Annotated in this window: 19 protein-coding genes; 8 read left to right on the top strand and 11 right to left on the bottom strand. The window is 57.1% G+C overall.

Annotated features, from left to right (window positions below):
- Nucleotides 1–53: 53 nt before the first annotated feature.
- The 3 genes from NAT21_RS06780 to NAT21_RS06770 all read right to left on the bottom strand — a co-directional run bounded on the left by NAT21_RS06780 (nucleotide 54) and on the right by NAT21_RS06770 (nucleotide 1401).
- Nucleotides 54–539 carry a PaaI family thioesterase gene (locus NAT21_RS06780; RefSeq protein WP_250936596.1) on the bottom strand — a complete coding sequence of 162 codons (486 nt, stop codon included), beginning with the start codon at nucleotides 537–539 and terminating at the stop codon, nucleotides 54–56.
- The gene (locus NAT21_RS06775) at nucleotides 532–963 is read right to left on the bottom strand and encodes a PaaI family thioesterase (protein ID WP_250936595.1); all 432 of its coding nucleotides are present in this window, start codon (nucleotides 961–963) and stop codon (nucleotides 532–534) included. The genes NAT21_RS06780 and NAT21_RS06775 overlap by 8 nt, the downstream gene beginning before the upstream one ends.
- Before the next feature lie 96 nt (nucleotides 964–1059).
- Nucleotides 1060–1401, bottom strand: a complete 342-nt coding sequence (locus NAT21_RS06770; protein WP_250936594.1) for a YkvA family protein — start codon at nucleotides 1399–1401, stop codon at nucleotides 1060–1062.
- Nucleotides 1402–1538: 137 nt separating this feature from the next.
- Here NAT21_RS06770 and NAT21_RS06765 point away from each other — a divergent pair, with 137 nt between their 5' ends.
- Nucleotides 1539–3479, top strand: a complete 1941-nt coding sequence (locus tag NAT21_RS06765; protein WP_250936593.1) for a transglycosylase SLT domain-containing protein — start codon at nucleotides 1539–1541, stop codon at nucleotides 3477–3479.
- Here NAT21_RS06765 and NAT21_RS06760 read toward each other — a convergent pair.
- The 5 genes from NAT21_RS06760 to NAT21_RS06740 are packed head-to-tail and all read right to left on the bottom strand — an operon-like array spanning nucleotide 3476 to nucleotide 6851.
- Nucleotides 3476–4057 carry an exopolysaccharide biosynthesis protein gene (locus NAT21_RS06760; protein ID WP_250936592.1) on the bottom strand — a complete coding sequence of 194 codons (582 nt, stop codon included), beginning with the start codon at nucleotides 4055–4057 and terminating at the stop codon, nucleotides 3476–3478. The two genes, NAT21_RS06765 and NAT21_RS06760, sit on opposite strands and share 4 nt — an antisense overlap.
- Nucleotides 4058–4107: 50 nt before the next feature.
- Complete coding sequence (locus NAT21_RS06755) at nucleotides 4108–5052, bottom strand: cation diffusion facilitator family transporter (RefSeq protein WP_250936591.1); 945 nt, start codon at nucleotides 5050–5052, stop codon at nucleotides 4108–4110.
- Nucleotides 5053–5088: 36 nt separating this feature from the next.
- Complete coding sequence (locus tag NAT21_RS06750; protein ID WP_250936590.1) at nucleotides 5089–5514, bottom strand: NINE protein; 426 nt, start codon at nucleotides 5512–5514, stop codon at nucleotides 5089–5091.
- A gap of 12 nt (nucleotides 5515–5526) precedes the next feature.
- Nucleotides 5527–6015 (bottom strand): GNAT family N-acetyltransferase, encoded by a 489-nt coding sequence (locus NAT21_RS06745; protein ID WP_250936589.1) that lies wholly within the window; start codon nucleotides 6013–6015, stop codon nucleotides 5527–5529.
- Nucleotides 6012–6851, bottom strand: coding sequence for an isopenicillin N synthase family dioxygenase (locus NAT21_RS06740; RefSeq protein WP_250936588.1), 840 nt, complete (start codon nucleotides 6849–6851; stop codon nucleotides 6012–6014). The genes NAT21_RS06745 and NAT21_RS06740 overlap by 4 nt, the downstream gene beginning before the upstream one ends.
- A 228-nt stretch (nucleotides 6852–7079) precedes the next feature.
- On the opposite strand from NAT21_RS06740, the gene NAT21_RS06735 reads away from it, so the two are divergent.
- Complete coding sequence (locus NAT21_RS06735) at nucleotides 7080–7286, top strand: cold-shock protein (protein WP_106477230.1); 207 nt, start codon at nucleotides 7080–7082, stop codon at nucleotides 7284–7286.
- Nucleotides 7287–7483: 197 nt separating this feature from the next.
- On the opposite strand, the gene NAT21_RS06730 is transcribed toward NAT21_RS06735, so the two are convergent.
- The 3 genes from NAT21_RS06730 to yegS form a co-directional block, all read right to left on the bottom strand.
- Nucleotides 7484–7921 (bottom strand): hypothetical protein, encoded by a 438-nt coding sequence (locus NAT21_RS06730; RefSeq protein WP_250936587.1) that lies wholly within the window; start codon nucleotides 7919–7921, stop codon nucleotides 7484–7486.
- Nucleotides 7922–8111: 190 nt separating this feature from the next.
- On the bottom strand, nucleotides 8112–8552 hold the full coding sequence (locus tag NAT21_RS06725) for a nucleoside deaminase (RefSeq protein ID WP_250936586.1): 441 nt from the start codon (nucleotides 8550–8552) through the stop codon (nucleotides 8112–8114).
- On the bottom strand, nucleotides 8549–9472 hold the full coding sequence (yegS, locus tag NAT21_RS06720; protein ID WP_250936585.1) for a lipid kinase YegS: 924 nt from the start codon (nucleotides 9470–9472) through the stop codon (nucleotides 8549–8551). Before yegS ends, NAT21_RS06725 begins: the two co-directional genes overlap by 4 nt.
- Before the next feature lie 262 nt (nucleotides 9473–9734).
- Here yegS and bioB point away from each other — a divergent pair, with 262 nt between their 5' ends.
- From bioB to NAT21_RS06690, 6 genes are read left to right on the top strand one after another with little or no spacing between them, the layout of a single operon-like run.
- A complete protein-coding gene (bioB, locus tag NAT21_RS06715; RefSeq protein WP_250936584.1) occupies nucleotides 9735–10775 on the top strand; it encodes a biotin synthase BioB in 1041 nt (346 codons plus the stop codon).
- The gene (gene bioF, locus NAT21_RS06710) at nucleotides 10775–11953 is read left to right on the top strand and encodes an 8-amino-7-oxononanoate synthase (RefSeq protein WP_250936583.1); all 1179 of its coding nucleotides are present in this window, start codon (nucleotides 10775–10777) and stop codon (nucleotides 11951–11953) included. The genes bioB and bioF overlap by 1 nt, the downstream gene beginning before the upstream one ends.
- Entirely contained in the window at nucleotides 11950–12654 is a 705-nt protein-coding gene (locus NAT21_RS06705) for an alpha/beta fold hydrolase (protein ID WP_250936582.1), read from the top strand. The genes bioF and NAT21_RS06705 overlap by 4 nt, the downstream gene beginning before the upstream one ends.
- A complete protein-coding gene (locus NAT21_RS06700) occupies nucleotides 12651–13445 on the top strand; it encodes a methyltransferase domain-containing protein (protein ID WP_250936581.1) in 795 nt (264 codons plus the stop codon). The genes NAT21_RS06705 and NAT21_RS06700 overlap by 4 nt, the downstream gene beginning before the upstream one ends.
- A complete protein-coding gene (bioD, locus tag NAT21_RS06695) occupies nucleotides 13442–14125 on the top strand; it encodes a dethiobiotin synthase (RefSeq protein WP_250936580.1) in 684 nt (227 codons plus the stop codon). The genes NAT21_RS06700 and bioD overlap by 4 nt, the downstream gene beginning before the upstream one ends.
- 25 nt (nucleotides 14126–14150) lie before the next feature.
- Nucleotides 14151–15497 (top strand): adenosylmethionine--8-amino-7-oxononanoate transaminase, encoded by a 1347-nt coding sequence (locus NAT21_RS06690; protein ID WP_250936579.1) that lies wholly within the window; start codon nucleotides 14151–14153, stop codon nucleotides 15495–15497.
- The last annotated feature ends 24 nt before the right edge of the window (nucleotides 15498–15521 follow it).

Raw genomic sequence — 15521 nt, 5'->3', positions numbered from 1 at the left:
TCGTTGCTACGAGCACCAGTTGACCTGCTAGATGGGGAACATGATGTGATTTTTCAAGCGCTTCGATCAGCAGAAGTCGATGACATACCATCGAGCGCGGCAAGCATTATATGCATTCTGGCCGTCGCTACCGGATGCTGTTCATCCTTCTGCCAGGCACACACACGCACATTGGCCAGCCGCCGCCCTTCTCTTACCAGCTCGCAACGGGCATATACCGGCTCCAACCGACCGGCACGCAGATAATCGATCGAAAAATTGATGATGGCAGGCATCCGCGGGCTGCCCAGCGACAACATCAGATCAATGATCGCTGCCGACTCCATGAATGCCGCCATGACCCCCCCATGAATGGCCGGCAGCAGGGGGTTCCCCAGATTGGTACGGCGTGGTGGCAATACAAAAAGGCGCCCTCGCTCATCCTCGTTAACCTCGAGGCCCAGCGCCCTGGCGTAGGGCATGTTCTCGAGAACAAGAGCGGGATCGCCCCGATCACGTGACTGCTCAAGCCAGCAGAGATCCACGGACGTGTCAGGCATGTTTCACCCCCTGCGTGCCGGCACCTGGCCGTCCGCACAGCAGTCTCCCAAAATTGGCAGGCGTGGCCTCGGCCGGCAGACGGGCAAAGGAGCCCGTAGCGCGTGCCACCCGCTTCTGGTCATTCTCCTGCCACAGCTCACCTTCCACAAACACGACCGATGCCGTGATTTCCGTGATACGAGCTCGCACCAGCAGGGCCTGGCCGGCCACCGCGGGACGGAAATGATCAACACGAAGGTCCAGTGTCGGGCAGATTTCGGGAGGATCACCCAGACCACAAAGTACGGTGCCGGTGCACGCCGTATCCAAGACCATGGTAATCACGCCACCATGGATCAGCTGGCGGGATACATCGCCCAGAAAATCGGCCTTCCAGGGCAGTCTCATCTCGACACCGGATGGCCCGGCGGACACGACGTTCATACCCGCCTCATACGTGTGTGGCATCCCTCTGACGTACCGCGTCAGAGCGTAATGCCAATCCACCTCATTACTCATTGCACTGCCTGCTGCTGTAATTCAGGAATGGCGAAGGGTGTCACGAGACGCCTGACCGGCACGCCACGCGCGATAGTCCTCCAGCGAATCATCCAGGCGGGTTAACAGCCAGCCACCGATGACGATATCATCCAGCCAGCCCCAACCCAGAATAAAGTCCGGTATAAGATCAAACGGGGAAACAACATACAACAGCGCCAGCACCATCAATACCGTGGCCCGCTTGGGCAGAGGTCGATAACGGCCGGCCCACCAGTCCTTCAACAACATGCCATAGGTTCTGAGTGCTCGGCCGATGCGGAAGAAAAAACGCGCTCGCCCTGTGATTAGACGCCCCAACAGGCCCCTTTTGGATCCTTTCATGATTCATATTCTCCGGTAGGCTGATTGACACTCTGGCCATGCATCCGGCGTGATCGATAAACCATCACGCTGAATTGATGTCCTTATTACCTGGTAAATTGATCGGTTTCCACGGTCCTACTGCAGGAGAAGCACCGGTGACGTTTTTGACACGACTTTCTGCCGTCTGCCTGACCAGCGCCCTGTGTCTTCTGGCCCTGCCCGAAGCACAGGCCGATGACCAGGCCATGCGACGCGCTCTGGACGCCGCTCGCCATCATCAATGGAGCAGCATCAACCAACAGGGCATCAAGGGCCATGCTCTTGAGGGATATATAGAATATCACCGCATCAAACAACAGCTTCCTGCACTTGCGCCCGACCAGACACTGGCCTTTATCAACAGATACCAGGATTCGCCTCTCAGCGAATGGATGCGTTCCGTGGCCATCGGTGCCTACGGTCGTGCAGGACGCTTTCAGGCCCTGCGTGACATCAGCCTTGCCACGCCCCCGGGGGGTGCCGAACGTCAGTGTTACTTCTATCGGGCCTGGCTGACTCAAAAACCGGACATGGCCGTTGAGGGGGCGCGCACGCTCTGGAATGTAGGACGCTCGCAGGACAATGCCTGTGATCCCCTGTTCAGTACGCTGCTGTCCGATGGCCGTCTCAGCCAGCAGGATATCTGGCATCGCCTGACACTTGCCAAAGAGGCCGGCAATGACAGTCTGGCCAATTACCTTGCCGGTCACCTGAATTCAGGGTGGGAACCGGCCATTACCGCATATCACCAGATTGACCAGTCACCCGACGCCATTGCCCATCTCTCGGTTGCCCGGTTCTCACGCCCGGTAGCCGGCGCACTGTACACCACTGCCTTCCACGCACTGACTCGAAAGGATACTCGCAAGGCTCTGGCCCTTTGGCAGCAGCTGAGCCCGAAGGCCCCGCTGGACAGCAAGCAGCGCCACGACATAGAACACGATCTGGCATTTTATACGCTGGTACGCGGACACACCGATAACATTGCTCAAGTCGACCGAATGCTGCCGCAATTAAGTGACAGCGACCTTTTTGAGCTGCGCGTTCGAGTTGCCCTTGAACAGCGCGCATGGGGACAGGTCAGTCACTGGGTTCAACAGATGGCACCCGACCAGCGCGATGATGCCCGTTGGCAATACTGGCTGGCCCGCGCTCAACAGCAACTGGGACAACCCAGCCAGGCACTGGAGCATTATCAAAAGGCTGCCGGCCAGCGCAGCTTTTTCGGATTTGCTGCAGCAGATCACCTGGGTGTGCCCTACAGCCTGGAACAGGATGCCCGAGATACACCACCGGCTTCAATGAACAGCATAATGGCCCTGCCGGCCATCCAGCGCATCAATGCACTTGAGCGAATCGGCGAAACAGGCCTGGCCCGCAGCGAATGGAGCTATCTGATTGATCGAAGTGAACCAAACGATGTCTACAAACTGGCCCATTACGCCCTGTCTCGGCAATGGTACGAACTCGCGGTCTTTACCTCGATCAAGACCCGCGAATGGGATGCCCTGCACTGGCGGTTCCCACCGGCTCATGCCAGTGAATTCGGTGCATGGGGGCAAAAGCGTGATGTCAGCCCGTGGCTGTTGATGGGCATAGCCCGACGTGAAAGCGCCTTCAACCCCAGAGCCCAATCGCCTGTCGGCGCACGGGGCCTGATGCAGTTGATGCCGGGAACCGCCGCTCACGTGAGCCGCCAGAAGGGAATCGCCTACGAAGGGGTTGACAGCCTCATGACCCCATCGGTCAATATTGCGCTGGGAAGTGCCTATATCAGCGATATGCTGCATCGCTATAGTGGCAACCGTGTCGCGGCGGTAGCGGCATACAACGCCGGCCCCGGACGAGTGGATCGCTGGCTGATGGGCGGCACCCAGCCCTTTGATCTATTCGTTGAAAGTATTCCGTTCAGGGAAACCCGTGAATATGTTCAGGCGGTGCTGGCCTATCAAGCCATTTTCGAAAGTCTGGCCAAGGGGTCAACCCGGGATGTCGTGATGCTGACCCCACGGGAGCGGCAGGTCGATTACGACCGCTCCATGCTGGTAAACCGTTAGATCATCGTTGCAATCCACACTCCCCCTATCAGGGCGATCACCAGTCCGAGCATGACCGCCGCCCCATCCCGGGCAGCCACACCGACACCAATCAATGTCAGTGTGACTCCCGGAACAGCTGCAGCAAAGGGCAATACTTCCAGAGGTATCATGGCGATCCCCAGCAGCGTCGTGAACGCTGCCAGCACCCGCAGGGCACCATCATCCACGATCCATTCCATTCGCGGCTTGATCAGCCGGTCAACCCTGCGGGTCACCGGCGTCACCTTGTCCATGACCGTTTCCAGCTTGTCCCGACCAAAGGATACCTCGCGAAGCCGTTTGGGCAGCCAGGGAGATGACTTGCCCAGCATCAACTGTATTGAAACCAGTGCAATCATGATCCCGCAGCAGGAAGGTACCCCCGGCACGGCCCCCGTGGGCAGCCATGCAATCAGGGCCGGCAATGTAATCAGGGGCCCAAACCCTCGCCCCTTGAAAATGGAAACGACGTCGCCCAGCGTCACCTCTTTCTTGCGCGCATCCACCTGTTCATCGAGCGCTTCCAGCAACCCTGTCAACTTGATTCGTTCAGCCATGTTCTTCCCTGAAGACTTCGTGAGTAATCCCTTTCCGACCAGCGGGACATTCATTGTCCCGGCTGATGCTCGGCCCGGCCTGAATCTATCCCGCGTGCAGATTCCGCTTCCACGAAAATCCGCTTCACTTCCTCGAACTCTGCCTTGATGGCGCGATCAAGCTTTACTACCACCTGCTCGATCTGCTCGGCAGTGGCCTCACGATCGAATCGAACGCTGATGTTGACCAGGATGAAATCCGGGCCCATGTGCATGGTAAGCACCTCATGAACCGCCTCGATCAGCGGCTCATCGTCCGCCTGACGCCGAATACCTTCGACCACGCGCGAGTTGGCACTTTCACCGATCAATAGCCCCTTGGTTTCGATGGCCAGCCAGATTGCCGTACCCGCCAGAATCAGGCCAATGATAATCGAGGCAACCCCGTCAAATACCGGATTTCCCGTCCACTGACTGAGCATGACGCCCAGCAGGGCAATGAAAAGACCCAGCAGAGCTGCCGAATCTTCAAAGACCACCATGAAAAGTGATGGGTCCTTGCCACGCTGCACGGCTTCCACATAGCTCCATTTGCCCTTGGTCTTGCGAAACTGATGCAGAGCGAACGCCCAGGATGCTCCTTCAAACAGGATACCCAGTCCCAGTACAATGTAATTGATCATGGGTGAGCTCATGGGCTCAGGATGCATGACGTGCGCAATCCCCTCATAAAGGGACACTCCGGCACCGATCGAAAAGATCAGCATTGCGACGACAAAGCTCCAGAAATAGACTTCCTTGCCGTAGCCGAACGGAAACTTCGCATCCGCAGGCCGCTTGGCACGTTTCATGCCCAGCAGGAGCAGCCCCTGGTTACCGGTATCCACTACCGAGTGAATGCCTTCCGACAGCATGGCGGAACTGCCGGTAATGCCCGCCGCAATGAATTTGGTAACTGCGATCAGTAGATTGCCGCCCATGGCGGCATAAATCACGGCTTTTGACTCGGAGGCCATGATACGTCCTTGTAATGTAGAAAGATGGAAGAGTGCCTAGTTCAGGCGAGCTGCGCCGGCTGTATCGCCATTGATATCAGACACCTGCTGATTGAGGGTCCAGTAATCATACAGGACGCCGATCAGAAACAGACCGCCGGTCAGCAGATACACGATACCAGTCAGGTATTTTCCCATGTAAAACCGGTGCAGGCCGAAAATGCCGGTGAAGGTAAGCAGGATCCAGCTCAGCGAATAATCGACGCGCCCGGTAAGAAAGCGCCGGTTGGCTTCGTTGGACATGGCAGGAATCAGCAAGAGATCCACCAGCCAGCCGATCAGAAAGAACCCCAGGGTAAAAAACCAGAGCGTGCCCGTCAGCTGCTTGCCATAGTAGAAACGATGCGCCCCCATGAACCCGAAAACCCACAGCACGTAGCCGAGAAACAGGTTGTGTGAGGGAGTGGAAGATGGCTGTGTCATCAGTAAATTCCGTCAGGTATTGAGTGACCAGGTATGCCCGGGATGCTCTGCCAGAACGCAGCGCATGCCCAGCAGACCGGTATCATCCTCGAAATAATGGCTGACGCGAAACCCCATTCGATAATAAAGACGTCGAGCGGGGTTATCCTCGAATACCTTCAGCCGTGCCTCTTTGGCCCCGCTATTCCATTGCAGGGCCATCCAGTCACGCAATATGCGGGTTCCCAGCCCGGTCCCACGAAGGCCGTCAACCAGGTGAAGTTCACGCAGGTGACTGATCTCACCCTGTAAATCCCAGCCGATGAATCCGTCCTGACGCCCATGGAACTCAATGATACAGGCCTGCATTTCCGGCCACAGCTGCATGAACTTGCGCCGGCTGAAGGCCATTCGTCGCTGACGCCAGTAAGGCGTCATGGTGTGATTGACCAGCGAACAGGCAAATTCAGCATCCTCGGGAGAGACTGCTTCTCGCCAGTACGCCGGCCATGATGCATTCATATAACACCCAGCTCCTTCAGTCGTTCCTTGAGATAGCTGTCAGCAGTATAGCGGTCGGAAAGACGAACATCCGGCCGGGGATGCAAAAAGAGCGGGAGGGAAAGCCTTGCCTTGCGTGCGCTGTCACCTTCGGGATTAACGACGCGATGCGTGGTCGAGGGGAAGTGCCCGCCGGACGCTTCCTGCAGCATATCTCCGACATTGATGATCAACTGACCCGGGTCACAGGGCACAGCCATCCACTCACCGTCTCGCCCCATTACTTCAAGGCCGGGTTCGTTGGCTGCCGGCAACAGGGTAATAAGGTTAATGTCTTCGTGCGCGGCGGCGCGAACGGCATCAACAGGTGTCTCTGCCGCCATGGGAGGGTAATAAAGGATCCGGAGCAGTGTTTGCTGGCTGTCGGCAATCATGTCGGACAGCGGCTCACTGAAATCCTTCGCAATCTGCGCCGGGCTGTATCTCTCGATCCAGGACAGTAATTCACCGGCCAGGGCATTTGCCTGCCGGTAATAGCACCGGATGTCTTCCTCAAGCGCATCGGGGACCTTGCCCCAGGGATATACGTGGTAATACTCCTTCAGATCCTTCTGGGATGCCCCCTTCGCCGTTTCGGATACATCGGCAGGAAAATAGCCATCCTGCGTCTTTGGATCAAAGCGCCACTGCTGCTTCTCTTCGGAATCAAAGAATGCAGCCCACTGCTCATAGATACGCTCCACGAGCGCCATATCAATCGGATGATTTCGAATGACACCAAAACCGGTTTCCTTCAATGACGCCACGAAATCTTCAGCAGCGCCGTCCTTTTTATAATCTACATTTTGTACCGGCATAGTGTGCTCCACTTTTAATTTAAGCGACGCTTTATACTAACGCAGTGAACGCCAAAAATAAGCTTGACGAGGTAATCCGACTGTCGCATTCTGAAATTGCAGGTTTGCAGGAACAATATCGATCACGGTGAACGGTAATCCATTCAAACGTGATATGTACCTGGCAGGCCCAGCGCATTAACGAGCTACGGCTCGATTAGTCTCTAGCAAGTCAGAAAGGAAATAGACATGGCAACTGGTACTGTCAAATGGTTCAACGACACCAAAGGCTACGGCTTCATTTCTCCGGATGATGGTGGCGATGATCTTTTTGCACACTTCTCCGAAATCCAGGCGGACGGTTTCAAGTCCTTGCAGGATGGTCAGAAGGTGTCCTTCGAAGTGACACAGGGCAAGAAAGGCCTGCAGGCTGCAAATATCAAACTCGTCAACTAAGCGATAGCTTGGCGACAGAAAAGCCCACACATGTGGGCTTTTTTCATGCCTGAAACATCACTGACCAGCCTGCCCCTCAACGTTACCGGCGAACTATCCTCAATAACCAACGAGGGCAACGGGCCTGTCCCACACACGAAAAACCCCCGCCGAAGCGAGGGTTCCTGGAACGCGGCGCAAGGCACCACACCGACATATTACTGAGTCTGAGTGTCAGTATCATTCATCTGTTCGGCGTTTTCGGCACCACTCATGGTGGCAGAAGAATGCGTTTCATCGCCTGCCATGGAGCCGTCGTCAGCGGACATGCCATCTTCCTTCATGTCATGCTTGTCATCCATGTCATGGTCTTCCTGCATGCCATCCATGGTGCTGTCTTCGGTGGAATCGGGAACATCAGATGTCATGTCGCCTTCGGCGCTGGAGGAGTCCATGGTGCTGGAATCAGTCGCTGTATCCGCCTTGTCATCCGTCATCTGGGACTGATTCTGCTCTGTAGCAGGCTGGCTTTGCTCGGTGGTAGCCTGGTTCTGCTGCTCGGTGCCCTTGTCTTCATCACCGTTGTCACCACAGGCGCTCAGACCAAGTGCCAGAGCCAGTGCCATGCTTGCTGCTGAAATCTTTTTAATACTCATAATGTCATTCTCTCCATGAAGTGCAAAATATCCTCGCTCCCTGCGACCACCAGAACGTTCCCGGACGACTTTTATTATTAAACCTGCCGGGATAATGCAAAAGTGCCTGAAGTTGTAACACCAGACGACGATATTGTCGAGAAAGTGAATAATGCCGGGTTAAGTATCAGCTCAATTTTCATGTCAGCGATTATTCTTCACCGATGTCTTCATTCCAGATATCGGGTCGCTCGCGAATAAACTCTGTCATCAGTTGAATACACTCGTCATTATCCAGCACATCAAGTACTACGCCCTTCTTCTCCAGCGCCTTTTCAGCGCCCATGAAGGTTTGATGCTCACCAATGACCACATGGCCAATACCGTAAAGCTCAATGGCGCCGGAACACATTGGACAAGGAGACAGCGTAGTATAAAGCGTCGATTCCCGATACGTTCGTGCCGGCAGCCGCCCGGCATTTTCAAGCGCGGCCATTTCGGCATGGAGTACGGCACTTCCCTTCTGGACACGCTGATTATGTCCCCGCCCCAGAATTACGCCGTTGTGCACCAGCACGGAGCCGATGGGGACACCACCGGCTTCCCGACCGAGCCGGGCTTCGGCAATGGCTGCGTCCATAAATTCATTCATGAAGGATCCTCCTGGCCTGTATTGCTCGTCAGTAAACGACATGTTTCAGGTAATACAATCCGCAGCGCTGCCTTGTTCACACTGCATTCAAGCGCTTCAAACTCGTGAAACTCACCGTCCAGATTGATTGGTAGTGGATTTGCCGTGGCCTTGAAGGATACCCAGGGTGTCTTGAAGTAATGCACAAACCGGCCATGGGGCCCCAGTGCTTCCATTTCACGCACGACAGCTGGAATGTTGCGATAGCCAAACGCGTCGACCACCATCACATCCAGCAAGCCATCATCAATACTGGCCCGTGGCGTTAATTCCTGACTCCCACCAGCCTGGCGACCGTTACCTATGGCGAGCACCATGGCACGAATATCCCTGGCACCTCCATCCCATTCCAGCCGCCCCGCATAGGGCTCAAAGCTCCAGAAACGAATCGCACCTACCAGTGAATAGGCCCCGCCGCCCAGCATCTTCTTCAGAAGCGGCGGCGTGGAGGTCGTGATCTTTGCCCCGAATCCACCGGACGCCATATTGAGAAAGACCTTGTCATTGATCTGGCCGACATCCACATCCACGGATTGGCCGCGAATGGCCAGCATCAACGCCTCGTCAGGAGTCAGTGGAACACCGCATCCGGTCGCAAAATCGTTGGCTGTACCCATGGGAATAATCCCCATCTCGGGACGCTCTGCGGCCGGCAGTGCCATAAGCCCTGTAGCAGCTTCGTTAATCGTTCCATCGCCTCCACCTACAATAATGCGCTGAATTCCATCCCGGTGAGCATCAATGACAAACTGCTCAATGTCTCCCCCCTCCCAGGACACGCGCACATCAAGGTCATGCCCCGCATCACGCGCTTCAAAGATTGCCGCACGCAGCTCTTCATTGCCCGATGACTTTCCATTCAATAGTAACCGCAGGGTCATCGGCTCCCCTCCGTTGCCCAGTGCATCCGGTCATGCTCATTCGTCATTACTAGTACCCTGCATGATGCTGTTGAATCACTGTAGCGCGTCATATTCATAGAGACAGCCTTTTTATCCGTTTCGCTCTCCTCGCAGAAAAATCAACAACTCGCGCCAGCCCCCGCCGCAACGATGTTAACCATGAAGAATTTATATGGTTGACAAACGAGACAGCACTTTTAGGATAGCGCTATCCGTGTCTACAAAATAATGAGGAAATGGGATGACTGCCTTGCGCCATGACTGGTCCCGTAACGAGATAAGCGCCCTGCTTGCACTGCCGTTCAACGATTTGCTGTTTCAGGCGCAAACCGTTCACCGTCATTACTTTGATCCGAATGCCATTCAGGTCTCGATGCTGCTCTCGATCAAGACCGGCGCCTGCCCGGAAGACTGCAAGTACTGCCCTCAGTCAGGACACTACGCTACCGGGCTTGAAAAGGAAAAACTGCTCGAAATCGACCGCGTGGAAGCTGATGCCAAACAGGCCATGGCAGCAGGTGCCGGCCGCTTCTGCATGGGAGCAGCCTGGAAGGCCCCGACTCAAAAGGATTTTCCGGCGGTGCTTGAAATGGTGAGACGCGTCAAGGCCCTCGGTCTTGATACCTGCATGACGCTGGGTACCCTGACACCGGAACAGGCTCAGGCGCTGTCTGATGCCGGCCTTGATTACTACAATCATAACCTGGATACCTCTCCCGAATATTACGGCGAGATCATCACCACCCGCACCTATGCCGACCGGCTGGAGACCCTCGATAACGTTCGCCAGGCCGGCATGAAGGTATGCTGTGGCGGCATTCTGGGCATGGGCGAATCGGAAAACGATCGGGTCGGACTACTTCAGCAGCTGGCCAACCTCCCGACTCATCCGGAAAGCGTTCCCATCAACATGCTGATCCGCATCAAGGGTACTCCCCTTGAAAACGTGGAAGAGCTCGATCCCATCGACTACATCCGCACCATTGCGGTAGCGCGCCTGCTGATGCCGTCATCCTATGTTCGCCTCGCCGCAGGGCGTGAGAACATGAGCGAAGAAATGCAGGCTCTGGCCTTCATGGCCGGTGCCAACTCCATCTTCTATGGTGATCGCCTGCTGACAGCAGCCAATCCTGGCATCAACAAGGATACGGTGCTGTTCGAAAAACTTGGCCTGCATCCGGAACACCGCCATGGCGTCAGCGATGAAGCTCACCAGATCGCAATAGATGATGCACTTCATCATCAGCGTCTGGAGACACTGGCCCATAACGTGGCGGTCTGATGAACGCCCGGCAACGGCTTGCCTTGAGGCTTGAGACACACCGCGCCGACAGACGTGAACGTCTGCATCGCACTCGCCGTGCATCCAGCCAGACCCGGACACGCGTGGATGATCACGACGTACTGGCATTTTGCAGCAACGACTATCTGGGTCTCTCGGATGATCCGCGCCTGGCAACCGCCCTCCATGAGGGCGCCAGACGCTATGGCACAGGCAGTGGCGGCGCGCATTTGATCAGTGGCCACAGCGAGGCCCATGATGCCCTTGAAGAAGCCATTGCTGCACTGTCAGGGCGGCCTCGCACGCTGCTTTTTTCCAGCGGATACCAGGCCAATCTGGCGGCCATCAGTGCTGTAGTGCAGAAAGGGGATCATGTACTTCAGGACCGGCTGAATCATGCCTCCCTCCTGGACGGCGCCGTGCTGGCAGGCGCCCGACTGACACGCTATCAGCACAATGACATTGCTCACCTTGCTCACTGCCTGACGCGAGACCACCCGGTCATGACCATCTGTGACGGGGTGTTCAGCATGGAGGGAGACCAGGCGCCACTCTCGCAGATTGCCCGGGCCTGCCATGAACATGACAGCCTGCTCATGGTGGATGACGCCCATGGTTTCGGCGTCGTGGGAGCCCAGGGCCAGGGCTGCGTTGCAACTGCCGGACTTGGCACGGAGGATGTACCGCTGCTGACCGGCACTCTTGGAAAGGCATTCGGCACCCAGGGCGCATTCATCAGCGGCGATGATGACCTGATCAACGCCCTGACCCAGTTTGCCCGGCCCTACCTCTTTACAACGGGGCTGTCTCCTGCCCTGGCGTGGGCCAGTGTGGCCGCCATTGCCATTGCTCGGGACGAGGGATGGCGCCGTAGCCACCTGAACGCACTGATTGCCTACTTCCATGCTCGCATGGCATCGCTTCCCGAAGCCTCGTTACTGCCTTCGACCACGCCGATACAGTCCATCGTGGTCGGTGATGAAACACGAGTAATGGCGCTGGCAGATGCCCTGTTCGAGCGCGGTATCATGGTCGGTGCCATTCGACCGCCGACAGTGGCGCCGGGCAGTGCTCGCCTGCGTATTACATTGTCAGCGGCACATACCATGGATGATATCGACCAGCTGATGGACCATCTTGCAGTAGTGTGGCCCATGACCATGGCAGGCACCGCATGAACACGGCACTCTATCTGTTACCCGGCTGGCCATTCAGAGCCGAGGTCATGCACCCCCTGGCCCTGGCCCTCCAGACCCACGGATATTCAACCCACTGCCTTGAGCTGCCCTGGCATATCGAGCCGGATGATACCGGATGGCTGGACACCCTGGCCCATCAGCTGCCTGATCACGCCTGGGTACTGGGCTGGTCGCTGGGGGGAATGCTGGCACACGCCCTGGCTCAGCGCCCCGGCACCACCATAGCCCGCGTAATCACGCTGGGCGCCAATGCCCGCTTCACCCAATCCACCGAGTGGCGCAGTGCCCTGCCAGCCGACACACTGCATCATTTCACTCGTCAATTCAGCGATACACCGGACAGGGTAATAAAACGGTTTCTGGCGCTATGTGCTTACCCGCACCGAGGGGCGCCGCCCCTCAAGCAGTACCTGTCCACCGCTCCAGCCGCTGAGCTGGCCAAGGGGCTCCACCTGCTTGGCCGGCTGGATAACCGCTCTGGCATGACTCACTGCCGCCATGATGCATTTTTTGCAGAGCTTGACGCCCTGGTGCCATCTACCGCCCGTGATGACATGAAACACCTGTATTCCAGCCACTTTCACGGCACACTCATGCCCGGCATGGCCCACGCTGATCTGGTCACCAATCCGGCGACGATAGCCTCGATTGCATCGATACTGACTGGAGGAGCATCATGACACCCACGGCCCTTCGACAGCAGATCGGTGACGCGTTTTCGCGTGCTGCCCCCGAGTATCATCGTCACGCTACCCTGCAGCACACCGCCGCGCGTCATCTGGTTGAAATGATGCCTGCGCTCCATGCGGGCAGGATACTCGATATCGGCTGCGGAACCGGCGCCGTATTTAACCATCTGGCTGAGCAGCATCAGGACATCTCGCTCTACGGCCTTGATCTGGCAGCCGGCATGCTGAATCAGGCACGCCGGACCTGGTCCGACGACAGTCCCGTCCGCTGGGTACAGGGTAATGCTGAAATGCTGCCACTGGCAGAACAGGGCATGGATTACGTCACCTCCTGTCTGGCACTGCAGTGGTGCGATCTGTCTCTGGCCCTGGCCGAGATCGAACGCGTGCTGAAGCCGGGGGGAACAGCCTTCATCTGCACTCTCCTTCGTGGCTCGTTTCACGAATTCAATCAGGCCTGTCACGCACTGGGCCACCAAAGCCCGATCAATTCCTTCATGTCTCTGGCTGACGTGGAGCGAACCATTGCCATGACCCAGCTTGTCTCTGCCGGAGTGCAACTACGTACGCTGTCAGAACACAGTCACGTCTTTACCGATGCCCTGCGACATTTACGAGGCATAGGTGCCAATACCCGCCTGCAGGGCACCTCCCATCCGCTGCCCGCCAGACGGCTGCAGGCGGTCTGGCAGGAAGCCAGTGGCGGTCAACGCTACACCATCAGCTACCGAGTGGGCTTCCTGCAGTTGACACGCCCCTCGAAGAACAGGACAACGCCATGACATCGGCCTTTTTTGTCACCGGCACGGATACCGATGCCGGCAAGACCACCATCAGCGCGGCACTATTGTACCGCGCGCAACAGCAAGGGTTGTCCACGGCTGCCGGAAAGCCGATCGCCTCCGGGTCGGAACTGACCGCCGCCGGGCTTTCCAACAGTGATACACGCGCGTTGCGAGCACAGTGCTCCCTGCCGTTGACCGAGCAGGACATAACCCCCTGGTGCTTTGCCCCGGCCATCGCCCCCCACGTGGCGGCCACCCAGGCTGATACCGCCCTGCATATAGCCGAACTGGCCCGAGCCATGCAGCGAATACTGAACAAGCGTGCAGACCTGACCCTGATCGAAGGCGCTGGTGGCTGGCGAGTGCCCATCAACGCACAGGAAGATCTTTGCGCGCTGGCTCCGGCACTGAGTCTACCGGTGATTCTGGTCGTCGGCGTCCGGCTCGGCGCCATCAATCACGCCCGACTGACACTTGAAGCCATCCGGGCCGATGGCCTTGTCTGTGCCGGCTGGGTGGCCAATGGCATTGATCCGATGATGGAGCGCCAGTCAGATACATTACAGTGCCTTTATCAGTCCCTGGATGCCCCTTGCCTGGGCACGGTGCCCTTCAGCGATAACCCCGAACCACGCCATATCAGCAGTTTCCTGCAACTGCCGTCGGAAATTATCTGAAACACATCGAGTCAGAGAGAACCCCATGACCACGAACCAGCACTGGATGCAGCGCGACCTCGACAGCCTGTGGCACCCCTGCACACAGATGAAGGACCATGAATGGCTGCCGGTGATTCCCATCCGGCACGGCAAGGGGCTATGGCTTGAGGACTTTGAAGGCCAGCGTTACCTGGATGCCGTAAGCTCCTGGTGGGTCAACATCTTCGGCCATGCCAACGAGACCATCAATGCCCGCCTCAAGGCTCAGCTTGACTCGCTGGAACACGTTATCCTGTCCGGGTTCACGCATGCCCCGGTCATTGAACTGTCCGAGCGGCTGGGCAGGATTGCGCCCGCAGGGCTGGGCCACTGCTTCTATGCCGACAACGGCTCCTCGGCCACCGAAGTGGCCATGAAGATGAGCTTTCACTACTGGCAAAACAAGGGCCAGCCGGACAAACAGACATTTGTATCGCTCCAAAACGGCTATCATGGTGAAACGCTGGGCGCCCTGTCGGTCAGCCATGTCGGGCTTTACCGTGACACCTACAAGCCGTTACTGCTCGAGGTTGAAGCCATTCCTTCACCGGACTGCTATGGCCTTCCGGAAGATCAGTGGGAAGCACACTCGCGCGCCATGTTCGAACATATGGAAGCCAAGCTCGCCAGGGATCATGACAACATTGCCGCAGTTATCATCGAACCTCTGGTTCAGTGTGCTGGCGGCATGCGCATGTACCACCCCATCTATCTCCGTCTGCTGAGAGAGGCCTGTGATCGCTACAACGTCCACGTCATCTTTGATGAAATTGCCGTAGGCTTCGGCCGGACCGGCACGCTGTTTGCCTGCGAACAGGCCGATGTCAGTCCGGACTACCTGTGCCTGTCAAAGGCCCTGACAGGAGGCTACCTCCCCCTCTCCGTGGTCATGACCACCGATGACATTTACAAGGCGTTCTACGATGATTACGCCACCATGAAAGCCTTCCTGCATTCTCACAGCTATACCGGGAATCCTCTGGCCTGTGCTGCTGCACTGGCAACGCTGGATATCTTCGAGCGTGACGACGTGATCGAGCGCAACAAGGCGCTGAGCGCTCACATGCGCCTGCGCAGCAGAGAGCTTCTGGATCACCCGCACGTGGGCGACGTGCGTCAGCATGGCATGATCGTGGCGATAGAGATGGTCAGGGACAAGGAAACGCTGGAGCCGTTTCCCTTTGAGGAGCGTCGCGGCCTGAAGGTCTATCAGCATGCACTCAGTCGCGGCGCACTGCTTCGTCCACTGGGTAATGTCATCTACTGGATGCCGCCTTATATCATCGAAAAGCACGACATCGACTTTCTGGCCGAGGTCACGCGCGAAGGACTGGAGATCGCTACCGCCTGATGGCCCACGCATAAAAAAACCGCC

This window comes from Larsenimonas rhizosphaerae (genome assembly GCF_023700005.1).
GTDB lineage: Bacteria > Pseudomonadota > Gammaproteobacteria > Pseudomonadales > Halomonadaceae > Larsenimonas > Larsenimonas rhizosphaerae.
Note: the sequence above shows the minus strand (reverse complement) of the source record. Positions and strands in the feature narration are given on the sequence as shown.

Excerpts from the sequence above, each read along its gene's own strand:
- NAT21_RS06705 (WP_250936582.1), top strand. The coding sequence starts at position 11,950 with ATGAACACGGCACTCTATCTGTTACCCGGCTGGCCATTCAGAGCCGAG.
- NAT21_RS06745 (WP_250936589.1), bottom strand. The coding sequence starts at position 6,015 with ATGAATGCATCATGGCCGGCGTACTGGCGAGAAGCAGTCTCTCCCGAG.
- NAT21_RS06760 (WP_250936592.1), bottom strand. The coding sequence starts at position 4,057 with ATGGCTGAACGAATCAAGTTGACAGGGTTGCTGGAAGCGCTCGATGAA.
- bioF (WP_250936583.1), top strand. The coding sequence starts at position 10,775 with ATGAACGCCCGGCAACGGCTTGCCTTGAGGCTTGAGACACACCGCGCC.
- NAT21_RS06750 (WP_250936590.1), bottom strand. The coding sequence starts at position 5,514 with ATGACACAGCCATCTTCCACTCCCTCACACAACCTGTTTCTCGGCTAC.
- NAT21_RS06725 (WP_250936586.1), bottom strand. The coding sequence starts at position 8,552 with ATGAATGAATTTATGGACGCAGCCATTGCCGAAGCCCGGCTCGGTCGG.
- NAT21_RS06775 (WP_250936595.1), bottom strand. The coding sequence starts at position 963 with ATGAACGTCGTGTCCGCCGGGCCATCCGGTGTCGAGATGAGACTGCCC.
- NAT21_RS06780 (WP_250936596.1), bottom strand. The coding sequence starts at position 539 with ATGCCTGACACGTCCGTGGATCTCTGCTGGCTTGAGCAGTCACGTGAT.
- NAT21_RS06690 (WP_250936579.1), top strand. The coding sequence starts at position 14,151 with ATGACCACGAACCAGCACTGGATGCAGCGCGACCTCGACAGCCTGTGG.
- NAT21_RS06730 (WP_250936587.1), bottom strand. The coding sequence starts at position 7,921 with ATGAGTATTAAAAAGATTTCAGCAGCAAGCATGGCACTGGCTCTGGCA.
- NAT21_RS06735 (WP_106477230.1), top strand. The coding sequence starts at position 7,080 with ATGGCAACTGGTACTGTCAAATGGTTCAACGACACCAAAGGCTACGGC.
- bioB (WP_250936584.1), top strand. The coding sequence starts at position 9,735 with ATGACTGCCTTGCGCCATGACTGGTCCCGTAACGAGATAAGCGCCCTG.
- NAT21_RS06700 (WP_250936581.1), top strand. The coding sequence starts at position 12,651 with ATGACACCCACGGCCCTTCGACAGCAGATCGGTGACGCGTTTTCGCGT.
- NAT21_RS06755 (WP_250936591.1), bottom strand. The coding sequence starts at position 5,052 with ATGGCCTCCGAGTCAAAAGCCGTGATTTATGCCGCCATGGGCGGCAAT.
- bioD (WP_250936580.1), top strand. The coding sequence starts at position 13,442 with ATGACATCGGCCTTTTTTGTCACCGGCACGGATACCGATGCCGGCAAG.
- yegS (WP_250936585.1), bottom strand. The coding sequence starts at position 9,472 with ATGACCCTGCGGTTACTATTGAATGGAAAGTCATCGGGCAATGAAGAG.
- NAT21_RS06740 (WP_250936588.1), bottom strand. The coding sequence starts at position 6,851 with ATGCCGGTACAAAATGTAGATTATAAAAAGGACGGCGCTGCTGAAGAT.
- NAT21_RS06770 (WP_250936594.1), bottom strand. The coding sequence starts at position 1,401 with ATGAAAGGATCCAAAAGGGGCCTGTTGGGGCGTCTAATCACAGGGCGA.